The organism is Kosakonia sp. PSU_27 (assembly GCF_039409795.1).
In the GTDB taxonomy this organism is placed as follows: domain Bacteria; phylum Pseudomonadota; class Gammaproteobacteria; order Enterobacterales; family Enterobacteriaceae; genus Kosakonia.
The window spans coordinates 533,549-549,801 of sequence record NZ_JBCIVK010000002.1 but is presented as its reverse complement, the minus strand read 5'-3'; the positions used below and the strand labels follow the sequence as shown (position 1 = coordinate 549,801).

At 56.5% G+C, this 16,253-nt stretch carries 16 protein-coding genes; 4 read left to right on the top strand and 12 right to left on the bottom strand.

Going from position 1 to position 16,253, the window contains the following annotated elements:
• Positions 1-14: 14 nt before the first annotated feature.
• The 8 genes from AAIG26_RS06470 to eat form a co-directional block, all read right to left on the bottom strand.
• Complete coding sequence (locus AAIG26_RS06470) at positions 15-842, bottom strand: glycosyltransferase family 8 protein (RefSeq protein WP_343180251.1); 828 nt, start codon at positions 840-842, stop codon at positions 15-17.
• The gene (locus tag AAIG26_RS06465; protein WP_343180250.1) at positions 839-2,221 is read right to left on the bottom strand and encodes a D-arabinono-1,4-lactone oxidase; all 1,383 of its coding nucleotides are present in this window, start codon (positions 2,219-2,221) and stop codon (positions 839-841) included. The genes AAIG26_RS06470 and AAIG26_RS06465 overlap by 4 nt, the downstream gene beginning before the upstream one ends.
• 280 nt (positions 2,222-2,501) lie before the next feature.
• Positions 2,502-2,972: a 2-oxo-tetronate isomerase gene (locus AAIG26_RS06460; RefSeq protein ID WP_233500412.1), complete on the bottom strand. Its 471-nt coding sequence runs from the start codon at positions 2,970-2,972 to the stop codon at positions 2,502-2,504.
• 118 nt (positions 2,973-3,090) lie between these two features.
• A complete protein-coding gene (locus AAIG26_RS06455; RefSeq protein ID WP_017458803.1) occupies positions 3,091-3,540 on the bottom strand; it encodes a YetF domain-containing protein in 450 nt (149 codons plus the stop codon).
• Positions 3,541-3,550: 10 nt separating this feature from the next.
• Positions 3,551-4,066 carry a hypothetical protein gene (locus AAIG26_RS06450; RefSeq protein ID WP_020456705.1) on the bottom strand — a complete coding sequence of 172 codons (516 nt, stop codon included), beginning with the start codon at positions 4,064-4,066 and terminating at the stop codon, positions 3,551-3,553.
• A gap of 92 nt (positions 4,067-4,158) precedes the next feature.
• On the bottom strand, positions 4,159-4,932 hold the full coding sequence (gene eutC / locus AAIG26_RS06445; protein ID WP_160271118.1) for an ethanolamine ammonia-lyase subunit EutC: 774 nt from the start codon (positions 4,930-4,932) through the stop codon (positions 4,159-4,161).
• Positions 4,929-6,317, bottom strand: coding sequence for an ethanolamine ammonia-lyase subunit EutB (locus tag AAIG26_RS06440; RefSeq protein ID WP_343180249.1), 1,389 nt, complete (start codon positions 6,315-6,317; stop codon positions 4,929-4,931). Before AAIG26_RS06440 ends, eutC begins: the two co-directional genes overlap by 4 nt.
• Before the next feature lie 9 nt (positions 6,318-6,326).
• The gene (eat, locus tag AAIG26_RS06435; RefSeq protein WP_020456708.1) at positions 6,327-7,703 is read right to left on the bottom strand and encodes an ethanolamine permease; all 1,377 of its coding nucleotides are present in this window, start codon (positions 7,701-7,703) and stop codon (positions 6,327-6,329) included.
• A gap of 37 nt (positions 7,704-7,740) precedes the next feature.
• Here eat and AAIG26_RS06430 point away from each other — a divergent pair, with 37 nt between their 5' ends.
• Positions 7,741-7,992, top strand: a complete 252-nt coding sequence (locus AAIG26_RS06430; protein ID WP_343180248.1) for a hypothetical protein — start codon at positions 7,741-7,743, stop codon at positions 7,990-7,992.
• Between the two features lie 408 nt (positions 7,993-8,400).
• On the opposite strand, the gene AAIG26_RS06425 is transcribed toward AAIG26_RS06430, so the two are convergent.
• The 3 genes from AAIG26_RS06425 to ampH form a co-directional block, all read right to left on the bottom strand.
• Complete coding sequence (locus tag AAIG26_RS06425; protein ID WP_020456710.1) at positions 8,401-10,125, bottom strand: GNAT family N-acyltransferase; 1,725 nt, start codon at positions 10,123-10,125, stop codon at positions 8,401-8,403.
• 142 nt (positions 10,126-10,267) lie between these two features.
• Positions 10,268-11,239: a porphobilinogen synthase gene (hemB, locus tag AAIG26_RS06420; protein ID WP_045509333.1), complete on the bottom strand. Its 972-nt coding sequence runs from the start codon at positions 11,237-11,239 to the stop codon at positions 10,268-10,270.
• A 120-nt stretch (positions 11,240-11,359) separates the two neighbouring features.
• Positions 11,360-12,517: a D-alanyl-D-alanine-carboxypeptidase/endopeptidase AmpH gene (gene ampH, locus AAIG26_RS06415; protein WP_160271114.1), complete on the bottom strand. Its 1,158-nt coding sequence runs from the start codon at positions 12,515-12,517 to the stop codon at positions 11,360-11,362.
• A 192-nt stretch (positions 12,518-12,709) separates the two neighbouring features.
• Here ampH and AAIG26_RS06410 point away from each other — a divergent pair, with 192 nt between their 5' ends.
• The 3 genes from AAIG26_RS06410 to AAIG26_RS06400 all read left to right on the top strand — a co-directional run bounded on the left by AAIG26_RS06410 (position 12,710) and on the right by AAIG26_RS06400 (position 15,742).
• The gene (locus AAIG26_RS06410; RefSeq protein ID WP_343180247.1) at positions 12,710-13,243 is read left to right on the top strand and encodes an isochorismatase family protein; all 534 of its coding nucleotides are present in this window, start codon (positions 12,710-12,712) and stop codon (positions 13,241-13,243) included.
• A 137-nt stretch (positions 13,244-13,380) separates the two neighbouring features.
• Complete coding sequence (gene sbmA, locus AAIG26_RS06405) at positions 13,381-14,601, top strand: peptide antibiotic transporter SbmA (protein WP_045509324.1); 1,221 nt, start codon at positions 13,381-13,383, stop codon at positions 14,599-14,601.
• A gap of 13 nt (positions 14,602-14,614) precedes the next feature.
• Complete coding sequence (locus AAIG26_RS06400) at positions 14,615-15,742, top strand: DUF1615 domain-containing protein (protein ID WP_343180246.1); 1,128 nt, start codon at positions 14,615-14,617, stop codon at positions 15,740-15,742.
• On the opposite strand, the gene AAIG26_RS06395 is transcribed toward AAIG26_RS06400, so the two are convergent.
• Positions 15,739-16,047 carry a DUF2755 family protein gene (locus AAIG26_RS06395; RefSeq protein WP_017458815.1) on the bottom strand — a complete coding sequence of 103 codons (309 nt, stop codon included), beginning with the start codon at positions 16,045-16,047 and terminating at the stop codon, positions 15,739-15,741. The genes AAIG26_RS06400 and AAIG26_RS06395 overlap by 4 nt on opposite strands.
• Between the last annotated feature and the right edge of the window lie 206 nt (positions 16,048-16,253).

Below are 16,253 nucleotides of genomic sequence, written 5' to 3'. Positions count from 1 at the left end.
GCGCTCATCGGCGGTTACGCATATTTCCACCACAATCGATGCAGTTCATATCCCTTGTCACTGGGTTCGGGCCGTTTTTCCCAGGGTTTATCGATAATAAAGTGCAGGTTTTTTACCTGCGCTAAATCCCACATTTGCGGATGCTGGAGCGGCAACGTTTTTAAGGCGTTATAGCCATAATGCAGCGGTAGCCAGCGGTCTCGGAACACCTCGTTCAGAAAATCCTGTTCGGCAAAAACATAGCCCGAAATATCGGCTTTCTCAGCCAGCTTCGCCATCATCTGCTGATAAAGGGCATTATCCGGCGTGAGCAGCAGAAACCCGCCGTTCAGGTAGTTATCCAGCGACGCCGGTGGGTTGGCATGCATTTGCGCGTCCGTACACCAGCTGTAATAGCAGTTTTCCGGCCGCCAGCTCGCCGGATAGCTTTCGATATGGTTAGGGTTACAGCGACAGGCATGGCAGGCGGCAATGGTGCCTGCGGCCAGTGGCAGTTCAAAAAGGTGATCCATATTTTGCAGCACCAGCATATCGGCATCGAGAAACGCCACTCGCTGGTATTCCTCAAGCGTCCACACTGCCAGTTTGCTCCACACGTCGGCAAAACGGGCGTTTGCATAGCGGCTTTCAAGCGTGGGATCGGGGCCGATAACCGGCACTTCCCGCACTTTGCAGCCTTGGGCGCTCAGGTGCTGGCGCGTGCTGTCGTCAATGGCGTCGGTAACCATCACCACCAGCGGCCACGGCGAACCGCTGGCGCGCAGCGAACGGTGCAGTGTTTCTACACCCGGCAGGTAATCTGGCTGCGTCAGGAGAGTTACCCAGGCGAATGCGGCGCTCATGACAACAGCTCCGTCATAAAGGTGTTGAGAAATTTGCCCTGCGGATCAAAACGCTGGCGTATAGCCTGAAACGCCGTCCATTGCGGGTAGAGCGTTGGCCAGTCGTATAAAGTCGGATCGAAGTATTTCCCCCAGTGCGGCTTCCCGCCTTCTTCTGCCAGCAACTGTTCGGCGGCGCGCAGAAACGCCAGCCCTTCTTCAGAGAGTGAGCCGTCTTCGGCGTAATAGACCACAAAGCCAAAAAAACAGGTCGCTTGCTGCCAGGCCGGGCTTAGCCATGCTCCGGAAGGCCCGGTGCAGCGCAAAATAATCGGATAGTGCATATGCGGGTGCGATTGCTGATGCCACGCTTTAATGCGCGCAATCACCGCCAGGGCACGCGCCAGTGGAATACCGATCTCAATATTGATTTGCGGCGTGGCGATACCCCGGCAGAACACCTGGTAGATATCACCAATCACATCTGAAAAGTCTTTAAAGCGCGTTACGGTGCGAAACGGCTTGCCGTTTTCATCAACAATATTGGTGTCGTCATGCATCTGCTCCAGCGTTTTTTCCACCGTGTCGTTCATCTGCGTGTCGGTCTCTTCCCGTTCCACCAGATCACCATGATTATCGCGCCATAGCGCCATTTCATCGGCGGTGGATTCGCGCGCGTTCCAGGTGTGAACTTTGTTTTCATCCGGGAACCACCACGTTTTGCTGAACGCCCACTGCTGGTTCCAGCTAAGCAAGTCTTGCGCAAGATTCCCGGCGCTGCTGGCGCTTTTAAAGCAGGTATACAGCGTTGCCGGGTGCGTGCGCAGGGTGACGGCGGTAATCGCCCCCAGCGTGCCGAGCGCCAGTTGCGCGGCGGCAAACGCGGGTTGCTGGCGGTCAAGCTCGTGGATCTGCCCGGCAGCATCCACCAGCCGGATACGCAGCGCTTCATCCGCCAGCGAGCTTTGCTGCATGCCCTGGCCGTGGGTCCCCGTTGAAATGGCGCCTGCCAGCGTTTGTGAATCGATCACTCCCGGCGACGCGTACAGCATGCGGTTCATGACGCTGAGGAGTTCAAACACTTCGTGCAGCTGCGTCCCGGCGCCAAACGTTACGCTGTCGTCATCCACCGCCAGCACACCGTGCAGCGCATAGATATCAATTAGCGTATCGCCCGGCTGGCTCAGTTTCAGCATGCGCCCTGGCGACATGCGACTGCCCATCACCCGCACGCGCCCGGCAGCGGCGGCAATAACCTGCTGCAACTGCGCTTCATTTTCCACATGGATGACGGCGTTTTTGCTGGCCAGTACCGCGTTTTTCGCCCAGTTGAAAAGGTGCGGATCTTGCGGGTCTGCATGCGGCTGTCGGCGTGGAAAAAGGGTCTGCGTGTCGTTCATGGGCGGCTCCTCGCTCAGATTTTTATTTATTAACCAAGCGTAGCGCATCACAGAAACGTGTGAGTGTTGGCGCGGCTTTTCAAGGCGCTTCGGCGTGGCGCAACAGAGGATGGGGGACTGTTAGCCTGGCGTAACACCAGGCAGGTGGAATACCAAATTAAGCTCCCTGCTTGCCACGGTATCGCGGACGTAACGCTGTGCGGCCTGATGAGTGAGAATTTACCGCGTGATGGTCGAAATGGGCCCGCGCGACATAACGACGCGCGGCGGAGTGAAAAGGTTAGCGGTTTAATAAGGTTATTAATGTTGCCAGCGCATATTTCACCGACTGCTCAATCACGCTTTCGCAATCCCCGGCAAAGTGGCGCAGCGCCGTGATCGGCGCTTGTCCCGGTAGCGCCCAGGCAAACCACACTGTTCCGGCCGGCGTGCCATCTTCGCCGCCATCCGGGCCGGCATAACCGGTGACCGCAATCCCGACCGGTTCATGGCTGACCGCGCAAGCGCCTTGCACCATCTCGCTGGCCGTCTGCTCGCTCACCGCCGTCCAGCGCGCCAACGTTTCGCGTTTGACATGCAACAGGGTACTTTTCGCTTCATCGGTAAACGAAACAAACCCGCAGCCAAAGAAGGCTGGCGTATCGCCTGCGGCGCACAGCGCAGTGGCGATTTGTCCGCCGGTACAGGATTCCGCCGTGGTAACGCGCAGCTGTTTTTGGGTAAGCAACTCACCCAGCTGCGCTGCCAGCATCGGGATAGGCAGGCAGAGCAGCGCATTCATGTTGTTCGTTAAGGTAATATCTTCATTCATAGGCTATTTTTCGTAAAGTCGGTTGTGACTCGGTAAGCAAAGTATAGCGAGCGAAAAGTCATGATGAGTTTTTGGGAATAATCGAGATATGGCCGTTGCGCTCAAGAATGGCGAATTTAATCTCCGCCAGATCGGCAATGCCCTGGTTATTTCGTGCTGACACCATAATGTCGTCGCGCGTGATATCGGCTTCGCGCATTTTGTTTTCCAGCATTTGACCATTCTCCACTAACACCACCGGCGTGCCGTCGATCAGGTTTTCCGCCCCTTTGACATACTTCTTCAGCGTGCCAAATAAGATATCCACCACCACCAGCGTGATAATGGTCAGCGCCGCGCCGGTCACGGAGAAGTCATTACCGAGTAGCGCTTGTTGCGTGGCTTCACTGATGATCAGCAGCAAAATCAGATCAAAAGAGGTCATCTGTAGCAGCGCCCGGCGGCCGGCGATTTTGAATACCACCATCAGCACCAGATAGATAGCTATCGCGCGTAATACCATGTCCATCGCGTTCTCCTCAGGGCCAGATAAACTGCGTCAGGGTAAGCGGGGGGGCGTTATTCACTGCAATCCGCTGCGTGCTGTTACCGACGCCGAGCGGTGTCAGCCCCAGCCATACGGTTAGCGGTTTATCGGCGGCGGGGCGGGTATATTCCAGCACCAGTTCGCCGCTGCGGCTGAACATGTTGAGCGGTTGTGGTTGCAGGGTGCGGATCTCAAAATCGTGCATGAAATCGCCGCCCAGGGTGAAAGTGATGTGGTTGTCGGCCGTAGCACTGGCGGTTATCTGCATATCCAGATCGCTTTGTAGCCGACCAAAGCGGTCGTACTCGACGGTGAGACGGTGATCGGCGCTGGTCGCCGTTTTTTTGCTCAGCCAGCCTTGTGAAAAGAGCCCGCACAGCCCGGCAATCACAATGGCGATAAGCGCTATCGCCCCCCATTTTTGCACCTGCATTTCAACATGCAGCCAGAAGGGGTTATCTTTCACGGGCCATGTTCGCTCTGCGTCAGCGCTGCTTTTTTTCTCCATACGCCCTCCACGGGTTCGCCGTAAATAACGTAAAGAGTGTAGATGACGGGGGGAGAAAGAGCGCTTCGTCACGCCAGCGCTCTGTGTTGAGATCAGCGCGTAATACGGGGAGTCACGCGCCCGTGCAGCGCCGGGTTGTCGCTTTCGTCTTTCAGTTGCACACCGGTGAGACGGCGCAGAAATGCCTGTTCCAGCAACCAGGCGAGCTTAAACGCGGCGGCCTCGTAATTGAGCCCTTCCGGGCGAATGTTAGAGATGCAGTTGCGTTCGGATTCAATGCGCTGGCGCGCGGGTTTCCAGGTGAGGTAGACGCCGAGGCTATCCGGCGAGGATAACCCCGGACGCTCGCCAATCAGTATCGCCACCGCTTTACTGCCCAGCGTTTCGCCAATGTCATCGCCAAGCGCCACGCGCGACTGGTGCGCCAGCACGATGGGCCCCAGGGAAATGCCCAGCGTGTCCAGATAGGGCAGCAGGGCGGTGATAAGCCCGACAGACTGACGGTGTACGGCGTGGGAAGAGAGCCCGTCGCCAATCACCAGCAGCAGATCGTGCGCGGGCGGGCGGTGTGCGGCAAGGGTTTCGCGGCTCTCATCACTCAATCGGCGGCCCAGATCCGGGCGGTTCAGGTAGATATGCCGGTCGGCAGCGGCACTGTGCGCTTCCAGCGTTTTTAAGCCAAGCACATGGAGTTGTTGCGCCAGGCTTTCGCTGTCGAACGGCTGGTGAATGGCATCACGCGCCTGGGCGTGCGCGAGGCCAAAGTTGAGCACCTCCCGCGTCGGCAGGCTGGCGCCGCTGCGCCCCAGCGCAATGCGGGCATCGGTAAACTCACGCAGCAGTGTCCAGGCATCGGGTCCATTCATGCGTGCGCTCCTTGTGGCATAACGGTCAGCAGCGGGTGGTTAGCGCCGGTCAGGCGCAACTGTCCATGGGTGTCGATAATCTGCATCTTCGTTAGCCACTCGGCGAACTCCGGCGCATGTTTCAGCCCCAGCAGGCGGCGGGCGTAGAGCGCATCGTGGAACGAGGTGCTCTGGTAATTGAGCATGATGTCATCCGCGCCCGGTACGCCAATCATGAAGGTCAGCCCGGCGGTACACAGCAGCGTCAGCAGCGTGTCCATATCGTCCTGATCCGCTTCGGCGTGGTTGGTGTAGCAGACGTCGCAGCCGATTGGCAGCCCCATCAGTTTGCCGCAGAAGTGATCCTCCAGCCCGGCGCGGATGATCTGCTTGCCGTCGTAGAGGTATTCCGGGCCGATAAACCCAACCACGGTGTTGACCAACAGCGGGTTAAAATGTCGTGCCACCGCGTAAGCGCGCGCTTCGCAGGTTTGCTGATCGACGCCGTGATGCGCATTGGCGGAAAGGCAACTGCCCTGACCGGTTTCAAAATACATTACGTTGTTGCCCAGCGTGCCGCGCTTCAGGCTCAGCGCCGCTTCATGCGCCTCCTGCAACAGCGCCAGGTTGATGCCAAAACCGCTGTTAGCGGCTTCCGTCCCCGCCACCGACTGGAACACCAAATCAACCGGCGCACCGCGTTCAATCAACTGGATGGTATTGGTGACATGCGTCAGCACACAGGACTGGGTAGGGATGTCAAAACGCTCAATGATGTCTGCCATCATGTGGTTGAGCTTTTGCAGTACCGGCAGGCTGTCGCTGGCCGGGTTGATGCCTACCACCGCGTCGCCCGCGCCATACAGCAGGCCATCGAGCATACTGGCGGCAATGCCTTTCAGATCGTCGGTCGGGTGATTGGGCTGCAAACGCACACTGAGATGGCCGGGCAGGCCAATGGTGTTGCGAAAGCGGGTGATCACGCTGCATTTGCTGGCGGCGAGGATCAAATCCTGGTTACGCATCAGCTTACTGACGGCGGCGGCCATTTCCGGAGTGATCGCCGGGGCAACATGGCTAAGCGTGGCGGTATCGGTGCTGTCGGCCAGTAGCCAGTCGCGGAATTCGCCCACCGTCAGATGGGCAATCAGGGCAAACGCGCGGCTATCGTGGGTATCAATGATTAACCGCGTCACTTCATCGTCTTCATACGGAATGAGCGGAGAGGCGAGGATCTCGCGCAGCGGCACATCCGCAAGGGCGATTTTCGCCGCCATCCGCTCTTCTGCCGACTGCGCCGCCACCCCGGCCAGCACATCCCCGGATCGCGCCGGGGAGGCTTTCGCCATTAACGTTTTCAGGCTGTCGAACTGATAAGTACGGTGAGCCAGCGTGGTTTTATACATTCCGTCTCCTCAGGAGAGCGCCCGCAGTTGCGGATCCATCTCGGCACGTTCACGCGCGTGCGCCGTTTTACGAAACCACATATAGCCGCCCAGCATCATCAGCGCGAAGATCAGTGCCAGCAGCGTGTTGTACCAGACCATCGCCACCAGGCAGAGCACCGCCATGCCCAGCGCAAACGCGGGGGCGTACGGGAACAGGGGCGCTTTAAACGGGCGCTCAAGTTCCGGTTCGCTGCGGCGCAGCTTAAACAGCGCGGCCATTGAGGTGATATACATAACGATAGCCCCGAAAACGGACATCGTCACAATACAGGCAGTGAGCGGCATGCCGCTGATGGTGACCAGCGAGTCGGAGAAAATCGCCGCAATCCCGACCACGCCCCCGGCGAGGATCGCCAGATGCGGCGTGCGGGTTTTGCGGTTGAGGTTTGCCAGGCTTGCCGGCAGATAGCCCGCGCGCGCCAGCGAATAGATCTGGCGTGAGTAACCCATAATGATGCCGTGGAACGACGCCACCAGGCCAAACAAGCCGAGCCACACCAGCATATGCAGCCAGCCGCTGCTGTTGCCGACCACTACTTTCATCGCCTGCGGCAGCGGATCGTTAATGTTCGACAGCGTGCGCCAGTCGCCAACGCCACCGGCAAAAATCATCACGCCAACCGCCAGCACGGTGAGGGTCAGAATACCGCCGCCGAGTGCACGCGGAATGGTGCGTTTCGGATCTTTAGCTTCTTCCGCTGCCATAGAAGCGCCTTCAATGGCGAGAAAGAACCAGATGGCGAAGGGGATCGCGGCGAACATGCCCGGCAGCGCCAGGCTGCTGAAGCTCTCTGCGCCTGCCCAGCCGTTGGCGGTAAAGTTGCCCCAGGAGAAGCCCGGTGCCACCACGCCCATAAACACCAGCAGTTCGAAAATTGCCAGCAGGGTGACAATCAGCTCAAACGTCGCGGCAATGCCGACGCCGAGAATGTTCAGCGCCATAAAGATGAGGTATGCGCCGCACGCCACCCATTTCGCATCCAGCGACGGGAACTGCACGTTCAGGTACGCGCCAATCGCCATTGCGATAGCCGGAGGTGCGAAAACAAACTCGATTAAGGTGGCAAAACCGGCAATAAACCCGCCCGTTGGCCCAAATGCGCGGTACGCGTAAGCGAAAGGGCCACCGGCATGAGGAATGGCAGTGGTCAGCTCGGTAAAACTAAAGATAAAGGCGCAATACATCGCGGCAATTAACAGTGCGACAATCAAGAAGCCGAGCGTGCCGGCCTGTGACCAGCCATAGCTCCAGCCAAAATACTCCCCTGAAATCACCAGCCCGACGGCAATGCCCCACAGACGGAAGCTGCCCAGTGTTCTTTTTAGTGTTGTTTGTGTGCTCATGCTTTACTGCCTCGCCATTGAATACAGTTAGCAGTAAATGTGCAAAGGCGGTGCCAAAAGATATATTCCTTTATTAATTAATTGGTTAAATAATTATGGCTTTGAAATGATGCATGGCTTGCACCGTGGCAGATCGAATTCTGGTGCAGGCTGCCCTGCAATGGTGAAACTGGCGAATATGCTGCTTAAGGTGAAATTAATTGCCGACGGATTAATAAAAAAAGGATATAGCCCGGTTTCTGGAAATGTTATAGGGAATAACTGGAAATTTAAATCCGACTATTCTTAACCCTTTTTTGTCATATCAGGCTTTAATTAAAGTGATGATATGTTATTTAAATGGCGTAATTCACAATAACTTAACATGTTGATTTTACAGTGTGATTTATTTCTTTTTTTGTGAGGCGCAACACATATCATTATCATAATAACCTGATGTTAAATCTAATCCGGAATAATGGGTTGACCTGAATTGTCTGGCACTTTAGTTTGACACAATAATTTTCAGCCAAACCCAGGATGATATTTAGCAAAGGAGGACGTCATGGCCTGGCGACCCATTTTATATGTCATTTTTACCGACAACCCTCGTTTAAATAGCCGACGAGCACAGTTGCGGCTGGTGCATGGCTGACAGGATCCGTTAAAAAGCCGTCACGCATAACGCGACGGCTTTTGTATTTTGTGCAGGTTTACGTTATGCCGTTTCTGTTTCCGGTTGCGGCAGATGCGCAGCAATATATCGCTCGTAGCGGTTCGCTTTCAGGTGCGTTAAATCCACCAGCACCAGGCCATCCACGCAGTTGTTGAAATCCGGGTCGCAGCCGAAATCAATAAATTGCACGCCGCCTGGCTCACACAGTTCGGAATATTGTTTATACAGGGGCGGAATGCCGCAGCCCAGGTTTCCCAGCAGCGATTTCAGCCGCGTCAGATCTTCGGTGTAGTCATCGCCGGTAAACTGCGCCAGCACTTCCGGCATGCTGGCAGGCCACGGGCGGCGCGATGACGCCAGCGGCCAGGTTGCCGGGAACCACAGGCGGTAGAACGCCACCAGCAGATCGCGCGCCGCAGGCGGCATACCACCGGAAATAGAGACTGGGCCAAACAGGTAGCGATACTGCGGATAACGCGCCAGATAGGCGCCAATACCCGACCACAGATAATCCAGCCCGCGACGTCCCCAGTAGCGCGGCTGAATAAAGCTGCGCCCCAGTTCGATGCCGTGGCGCAGCACATCTGCCATGCGATCGTCGTAATGGAACAGGCTGTAGCTGTATAACCCTTCGACGCCGCGCGCCGCCATTTGCTGCGCGGTTGGCATAAAACGGTAAGCGCCGACAATTTCCAGATCGGCTTCATCCCACAAAATCAGATGCAGGTAATCGTCGTCATATTTATCCGTATCACGACGTTTACCGCTGCCTTCGCCCACCGCGCGGAAGGCGATTTCACGCAGTCGCCCCAGTTCGCGCAGCAGCGGCGCATCTTCCTGCCCTTTACGCTGCCACAGATAGATGACCTTGCCATCAGCGGTGCGGCCGAGGCATTCGGCGTTGTTAAGCTCCCGGCGCAGCGTAATGCGCTCTTCCGGACGTGCGATGGCGCACTCGGTTTTGAAGGGGCCGGGCAATCCCTTGCCAAGACGCAGGACATGTTTGCGACACTTATCGGCCAGCTCGCGCGGCGCGAGCTGCGGCGTGTGCCAGCTATCCCAGGGAATACGTTCACCGATTTTGATCGGCAGCGCGCTGTCGCGCCGGCGAAACATCTGCTGCATAAGCAGTAAAAAGGGCAGCGTTTCAGAGACCATCGCGCTGGCGTAAAACAGGGCGCTGTTGCGCGCGTCAATCCATACCGGCAGCAGCGGGGTGCGGAATTTGCTGGCCAGTTTAATAAACCCGGCGTGCCAGCCTTTGTCGCGAATGCCTTTGCGCGTCAGGCGCGAAACTTCCCCGGCCGGGAAGAAGATCAACACGCCGCCGCCTTGCAGATGGTTTTCCATTTGCTGCAATGAGGATTTACGCGTACGTCCACCCATGTTATCCACCGGAATAAACAGCGAACTGAGCGGCTCAAGGTGCGTCAGCATGCGGTTGGTGACCACTTTCACATCGCGGCGAACGCGGGAAACCGCGTACATCAGCGCCAGCCCGTCGAGCGTGCCTGTCGGATGGTTGGAAATGATGACCAGCGGGCCATGTTCAGGGATTTGTTCGAGGCAGTGAGCGGGAACGGTGCAGCGGATTTGTAGATGTTCGAGTACTTGTTCCACCATATCCAGCCCTTTCAGGTGGGGGTGGCGCGCGGCGAACTGCTGAAACTCTTGCTCATAGAGCAGGCGTCTGAGCAGATTTTTTTGCCAGGGTGCTGGCCTGGCCTGTGGCCAGAGATCCTCAAGTACATTGTCGAGACTAAACATGGTGATTCCTCCTCCCGTCTTGCCGATGACAGTAAAGGGCGAAGATGACGCTTACATTTCATTACAATGAATAAATGACACTTTAAAGGCGCGAGGAGAATCAGAAGCAAAGGCAAAAAAAAGCGGGCCAGGCCCGCTTCGTTCAGAGGATGCCGCGTTCGGCGAGATCGAGGGCGAAATAGCTGAAAATCAAATCCGCGCCGGCGCGTTTAATCGCACCCAGGCTTTCCAGTACCACTTTGTCTTCATCAATCGCGCCTGCCTGAGCGGCAAACTTGATCATCGCGTATTCGCCGCTCACCTGATAAGCGCCCAGCGGCAGCTCGGTGCGCTCGCGGATATCACGCAGGATATCGAGATAAGCGCCAGCCGGTTTCACCATCAGGCAATCTGCGCCTTCGGCCTGATCGATAAGCGACTCGCGAATCGCTTCGCGACGGTTCATCGGGTGCATCTGATAGGTTTTACGATCGCCTTTCAGCGCCGTGCCCGCTGCTTCGCGGAACGGACCGTAGAAGGATGAGGCGAATTTAGTCGAATAGGACATGATCGCGGTATCGGTAAAGCCCGCCGCGTCCAGCGCCTGACGGATCGCCTGCACCTGGCCGTCCATCGCCGCCGATGGCGCGATGAAATCAGCGCCTGCCGCGGCGGCAATCACCGCTTGTTTACCGAGGTTAATCAGGGTGGCGTCGTTATCCACGCCGTGATCGCACAACACGCCGCAGTGACCGTGCGAGGTGTATTCGCAAAAACAGGTGTCGGACATCACCACCATTTCCGGCACTGTCTCTTTGCAGATGCGCGACATCCGCGCCACCAGACCGTTTTCCTGCCAGGTATCGCTGCCGGTCGCATCGGTGTGATGCGAAATGCCAAAGGTCATTACTGAGCGGATCCCGGCGTTGGCGATGCGTTCGATTTCGCGTGCCAGATACTTTTCCGGAATGCGCATCACGCCTGGCATAGCGGCGATGGCTTTGTAATCGTCGAGCTCTTCTTCAACAAAGATCGGCAACACCAGGTCGTTTTTGCTCAGTGTTGTCTCTTCAAACATGGCGCGCAGCGCAGGCGATTTGCGCAAGCGGCGGGGGCGAGTAATTAAATCGGTCATGGTATGCCTGATGTTTGTGGAACAGATGGCGGCATTGTAGCCGAAAAGGCGGCGGGCTGTTTTACCAAAATCGCTGTTAAAAGGGGAAGGCAGGCGGCAAACCGCCTGCCTTTTGCCGCATCAGGAGGCCGGAACCACCAGCGGCTTATTGTTGCTCAGCTCGCTGACCAGGTCGTTTGCGCCGTCGCTCATGCTGGTAAAGCGCGTCAGCGGTGAACGGGTCATCACCACAAAGACGCCGACGTTATGCTGCGGCACCATCGCTATATAGGTGATGAAACCGCCGCCGCCGCCGGTTTTCTGGATGATGCCTGGGTGGCCGTCTTTCGGTGCCATATAGACCCAGCCAAGACCCAGCGCGTCGGCTTTGCCAGGAACATCCATGCCAATCACCTTGGTGAGCTGATTACGCGGGTAGATCAGCGTTTGCATCCGATCGGCCTGGCTGTTGCGGGTATAGAAATCGGAAGAGAGGAACTGCTGCATCCAGCGCATCATATCGCCTGGCGTGGAGTAAACGCCGCCGCTGCCAATCGCTGCCAGCGTGTTGTCGCACGGGCTGGCGCCTTTTTCCGCTACCATCAGACGCTTGCACTGATCCGGCGACGGCGTAAAGGTGGTGTCTTTCATCCCCAGCGGGCGGGTTATCTGCTCTTCAAATAGCTGCGGATAGGGTTTTCCGGCCGCCTGAGAAAGCGCATCGGCCAGCAGGTCAAAGGCCAGGTTGGAGTAAGACGCCTGCGCGCCCGGCGCGGTTTTTAGCTTCGCGGTGGAGAGCCAGCTCCAGCGCTGTTCGCGCGTTGGCCAGACAAATACCGAGCGGTGCGCCGCGCCGCCAGGCTGCTCACGCGGCAGGGCGCTGGTATGGGTCGCGAGGTTAACCAGCTTGATCGGCGTGCCTTCGTAGGTCGGTACGCGCGCGCCTGGTGGCGCATATTTGCTTAATGGATCGTCAAGACGCACCCGGCCCTGATCGAGCAGTTTCACCAGCATTTCGCTGGTCATCAGCTTGGAGAGCGAAGCGATACGGATAACCGAATCCAGCTGCGGGCGCACATTATTGCCCGGACGGGTTTCACCAAAACTTCTGAACACGCGCTGGTTACCGTCGATGACCACCATTGCCATCCCGGTCGCACCGCTACCGTAATAGATGTGGTTGGCGTAACGATCGACAATGTCAGAGGCAAATACCGGATCGGGAGATTGTTGCGCCGCACGGGCGCTGGTCATACTCAGCGTGCAGAGCAACGCGGAGAAAAGCAGACAACGTTTCAACGAAGGGGATCCATATAAGAATGGGAACGATAGAGGATATTTATACTACCCGGCGATTCGATGCAAAGCACCAATAAGCGTGTTATTTCGCCCTAATACGTAACGATGGGTAAATATGAAATTTTTTCCCTATGACTCTGGTGTAAGGCGGCTGTGATAACCTCTTTCTTTCCCACACTCAGGAGTCAGATAATGGCAAGTCAACGGGTAGTGATGGTGGTGGATATGCAAAACGGCGTGTTTGCCACAGAGCGTATTCAGCGCGAGCAATGCGTGGCGCGTATTAATCAACTGACCGCGGTAGCGGATACGGTGATTTTTATTCAACATGCTGAGGCTGGTGGGCTGGAAGAGGGCAGCGACGGGTTTGCGCTTCTGCCGGAGCTGACGCAACCAGCGAACGCGCTGTATGTCACCAAAACCGCCTGCGACGCGTTTTATCACACCACACTCGAAAGCGTGCTGCGTGAGCATGACATCCGCGCTTTTGTGATGTGCGGGTGCGCCACTGATTACTGCGTGGATACCACGCTGAAAAATGGTGCCAGCCGTGGCTACGCCATTACCGTCGCGCAAGATGCACACACCACGGCGAATCGCCCGGCGGCGCAGGCCACGGTGTTAATCGATCACTATAACGAGGTGTGGCGCACGTTAACGGTGCCGGGCAACCCGGTGTTAGTGAAACCCGTCGAAACAATTCTTCACGAATGGCAAACGAACTAAGGCGTTAAGCTCAGGTCAGATTTAACCAGACGGCGCCGCATTTCGCGGCGCTTTTTTTGTCGCGGCCCATTCAGGGGCTTACACACAGTGATGCACAGCATTTGTCGTAAATAATAAGAAGTGAGCAGGAGAGCATTATGTTTAAGTCCTTCTTTCCGAAACCGGCGTTGTTCTTTTTGTCGGTGTTCATCTGGACCGCGATTACCGTGGTTTTCTGGCAGGCTGGTGGTGAAGCGTGGTTGATGCGTCTCACCGGTGCGTCTGCGGATGTGCCGATTAGCGCCGCGCGTTTCTGGAGCCCTGGCTATCTGCTGTTTTATGCCTACTATCTGCTTTGTGTCGGCGTGTTTGCGCTGTTCTGGTTTACCCTCTCGCCGCATCGCTGGCAGCGCTGGTCGATTCTCGGCACCGCGTTAATTATCTTTGTGACCTGGTTTTTGGTGGAGGTGAATGTCGCCATTAACGCCTGGTATCAGCCGTTTTACGATCTTATCCAGACCGCACTCAGCGCGCCGAACAAAGTCAGCATTCATCAGTTGTACAGCGAGATTGGCGTGTTTTTGTGGATCGCACTGATTGCCGTAACGGTGGCGGTGCTCAATAACTTTTTCGTCAGCCATTATGTGTTCCGCTGGCGCACGGCGATGAACGAATACTATATGGCGCACTGGGAGCGTTTGCGCCATATCGAAGGCGCAGCGCAGCGCGTGCAGGAAGACACCATGCGTTTCGCCTCGACGCTTGAAGATATGGGCACCAGTTTTATTAACGCTATCATGACGTTGATTGCTTTTTTGCCGGTGCTGGTGGCGTTGTCGCCGCATGTACAAGAGATACCAGTGGTTGGGCACATCGCTTATGGCCTGGTGATTGCCGCCGTGAGCTGGGCATTGCTCGGCACCGTGTTGCTGGCGTTTGTGGGCATCAAACTGCCGGGTCTGGCGTTTAAAAACCAGCGCGTGGAAGCGGCTTACCGTAAAGAGCTGGTCTACGGCGAAGATGATGCCGGTCGCGCCAGGCCGCATACCGTTGCAGAGCTGTTCGCCGCCGTGCGCCGTAACTATTTCCGGCTCTATTTCCACTATATGTATTTCAATATCGCCCGTATCCTGTACATGCAGGTTGATGTGGTGGTTGGCCTGATTGTGCTGTTCCCGACGATTGCCGCCGGGGCTATCACTTTCGGTCTGATGCGCCAGATAACCAACGTGTTTGAGCAGGTACGCAGTTCGTTCCAGTATTTGATCTCTTCCTGGACGACGCTGGTGGAGCTGATGTCTATCTATAAACGTTTACGCAGTTTTGAGCGTGCGCTGGATGGGCAGGAGATCCAGCCTGTGCCCCATACTTTTGGTTAACACAAGGAACGTTATGGTTTACGTCCCCCGTTTTGGCTGTTTGCTGGCGACGTTGATTCTCGCCGGGTGTAGTACGCAGGGCACGCTTTCGCAAAAAGAAGCCGAAGCTGAAAAAGAAAAAGCGCTGGAACAACAGCAGAACCAGCCGATGGATGTCGCAAGCGTGGTGCGGCGAACCATTCCCGCCAGCGTGAAAGATCGCGAAGGCTGGGCGCAGGATCTGGCGACAACCTTTAGCAGCCAGAAGCTGTCGCCGACGCTGGAGAATATCTGTTCGGTGCTGGCGGTGGCGCAGCAGGAATCCAATTACCAGTCTGATCCGGTGGTGCCGGGGCTGAATAAAATTGCCTGGAAAGAGATCGATAAGCGCGCCGAGCGGATGCACATCCCAACGATGCTGGTGCATACCGCGCTGAAAATCCCGTCGCCGAACGGTAAAAGCTACAGCGAACGGTTGGACAAAGTGCGCACGGAAAAAGAGCTCAGCGCCATTTTTGATGACTTCATTGGCATGGTGCCGATGGGGCAGAAACTGTTTGGTTCGCTCAACCCGGTGCGCACCGGCGGGCCGATGCAGATTAGCGTCGCCTTTGCCGAGCAGCATACGGACGGTTATCCGTGGAAAATGGAAGGCACCGTGCGCCAGGAGGTCTTCAGCCGCCGCGGTGGATTATGGTTTGGCACCTATCATCTTCTCAATTACCCGGCCAGTTACACCGCACCCATCTACCGTTTCGCCGATTTCAACGCCGGGCTGTATGCCAGCCGTAACGCGGCGTTTCAGAACGCCATCAGCAAAGCGACCGGTGTGAAACTGGCGCTCGACGGCGATTTGATTTTGTACGGCAGCAGCGATGCGGGTAGCACGGAATTAGCCGTGCGCAAACTGGGCGTTTCGCTGGGCATGAGCGATCGTGATATCCGTCGGCAACTGGAGCGCGGAGACAGCGACAAGCTGGAAGAGACCAAACTCTATCGCGAAGTTTATCGGCTGGCCGAGAAGAAAAGCGGCAAACCATTGCCGAGAGAGGTACTGCCGGGGATCAAGCTGGAAAGCCCGAAGATCACGCGCAACCTGACAACAGCATGGTTTGCGAAGCGCGTCGACGATCGTCGGGCCGCCTGCATGGCGCAGAACTAGCGCGAATGGTGGTGTCGCCAGCGTAAGATAAGGAAGATGACGCCGAGCAGGGCGCTTCCCGCGAGGAAAGGCACAAGACCGAAAATCGTGCCGACGCCCATTCCCATTTCTACGTGCGGGCGGGTGGTGTCCTGCACTTGCATCAGATGCTCGAACACGCCCGGTGCATGCACCAGCAGGTTCAGCAGCTGCGCACCCGCCCAGAAGCAGAGTAGTACGAATACGGCGTAAGCAATATTACCCGGTCTGGAGGTGTCACGTTGTTTTGCGCCCTTAAAGGGTTTTGACATAGTAAAGTCAGCCATAAGACCTCCGGTACTCTTTACTTTTTAACGCTCGATGTAGTTGGCGTGTGGCCTCAACTGACGGTAATTTTGGCAGTTGTACCGCTTTGTCAACATCAGAATGGTGATAATTTCGCCCCGGGAATGATTCCAGTTGGATGATTTTTGCCGATGCTCACATTTCTGTAACGTTTTAATTACCTTGGTAACATTTCAGAATTTCCGCA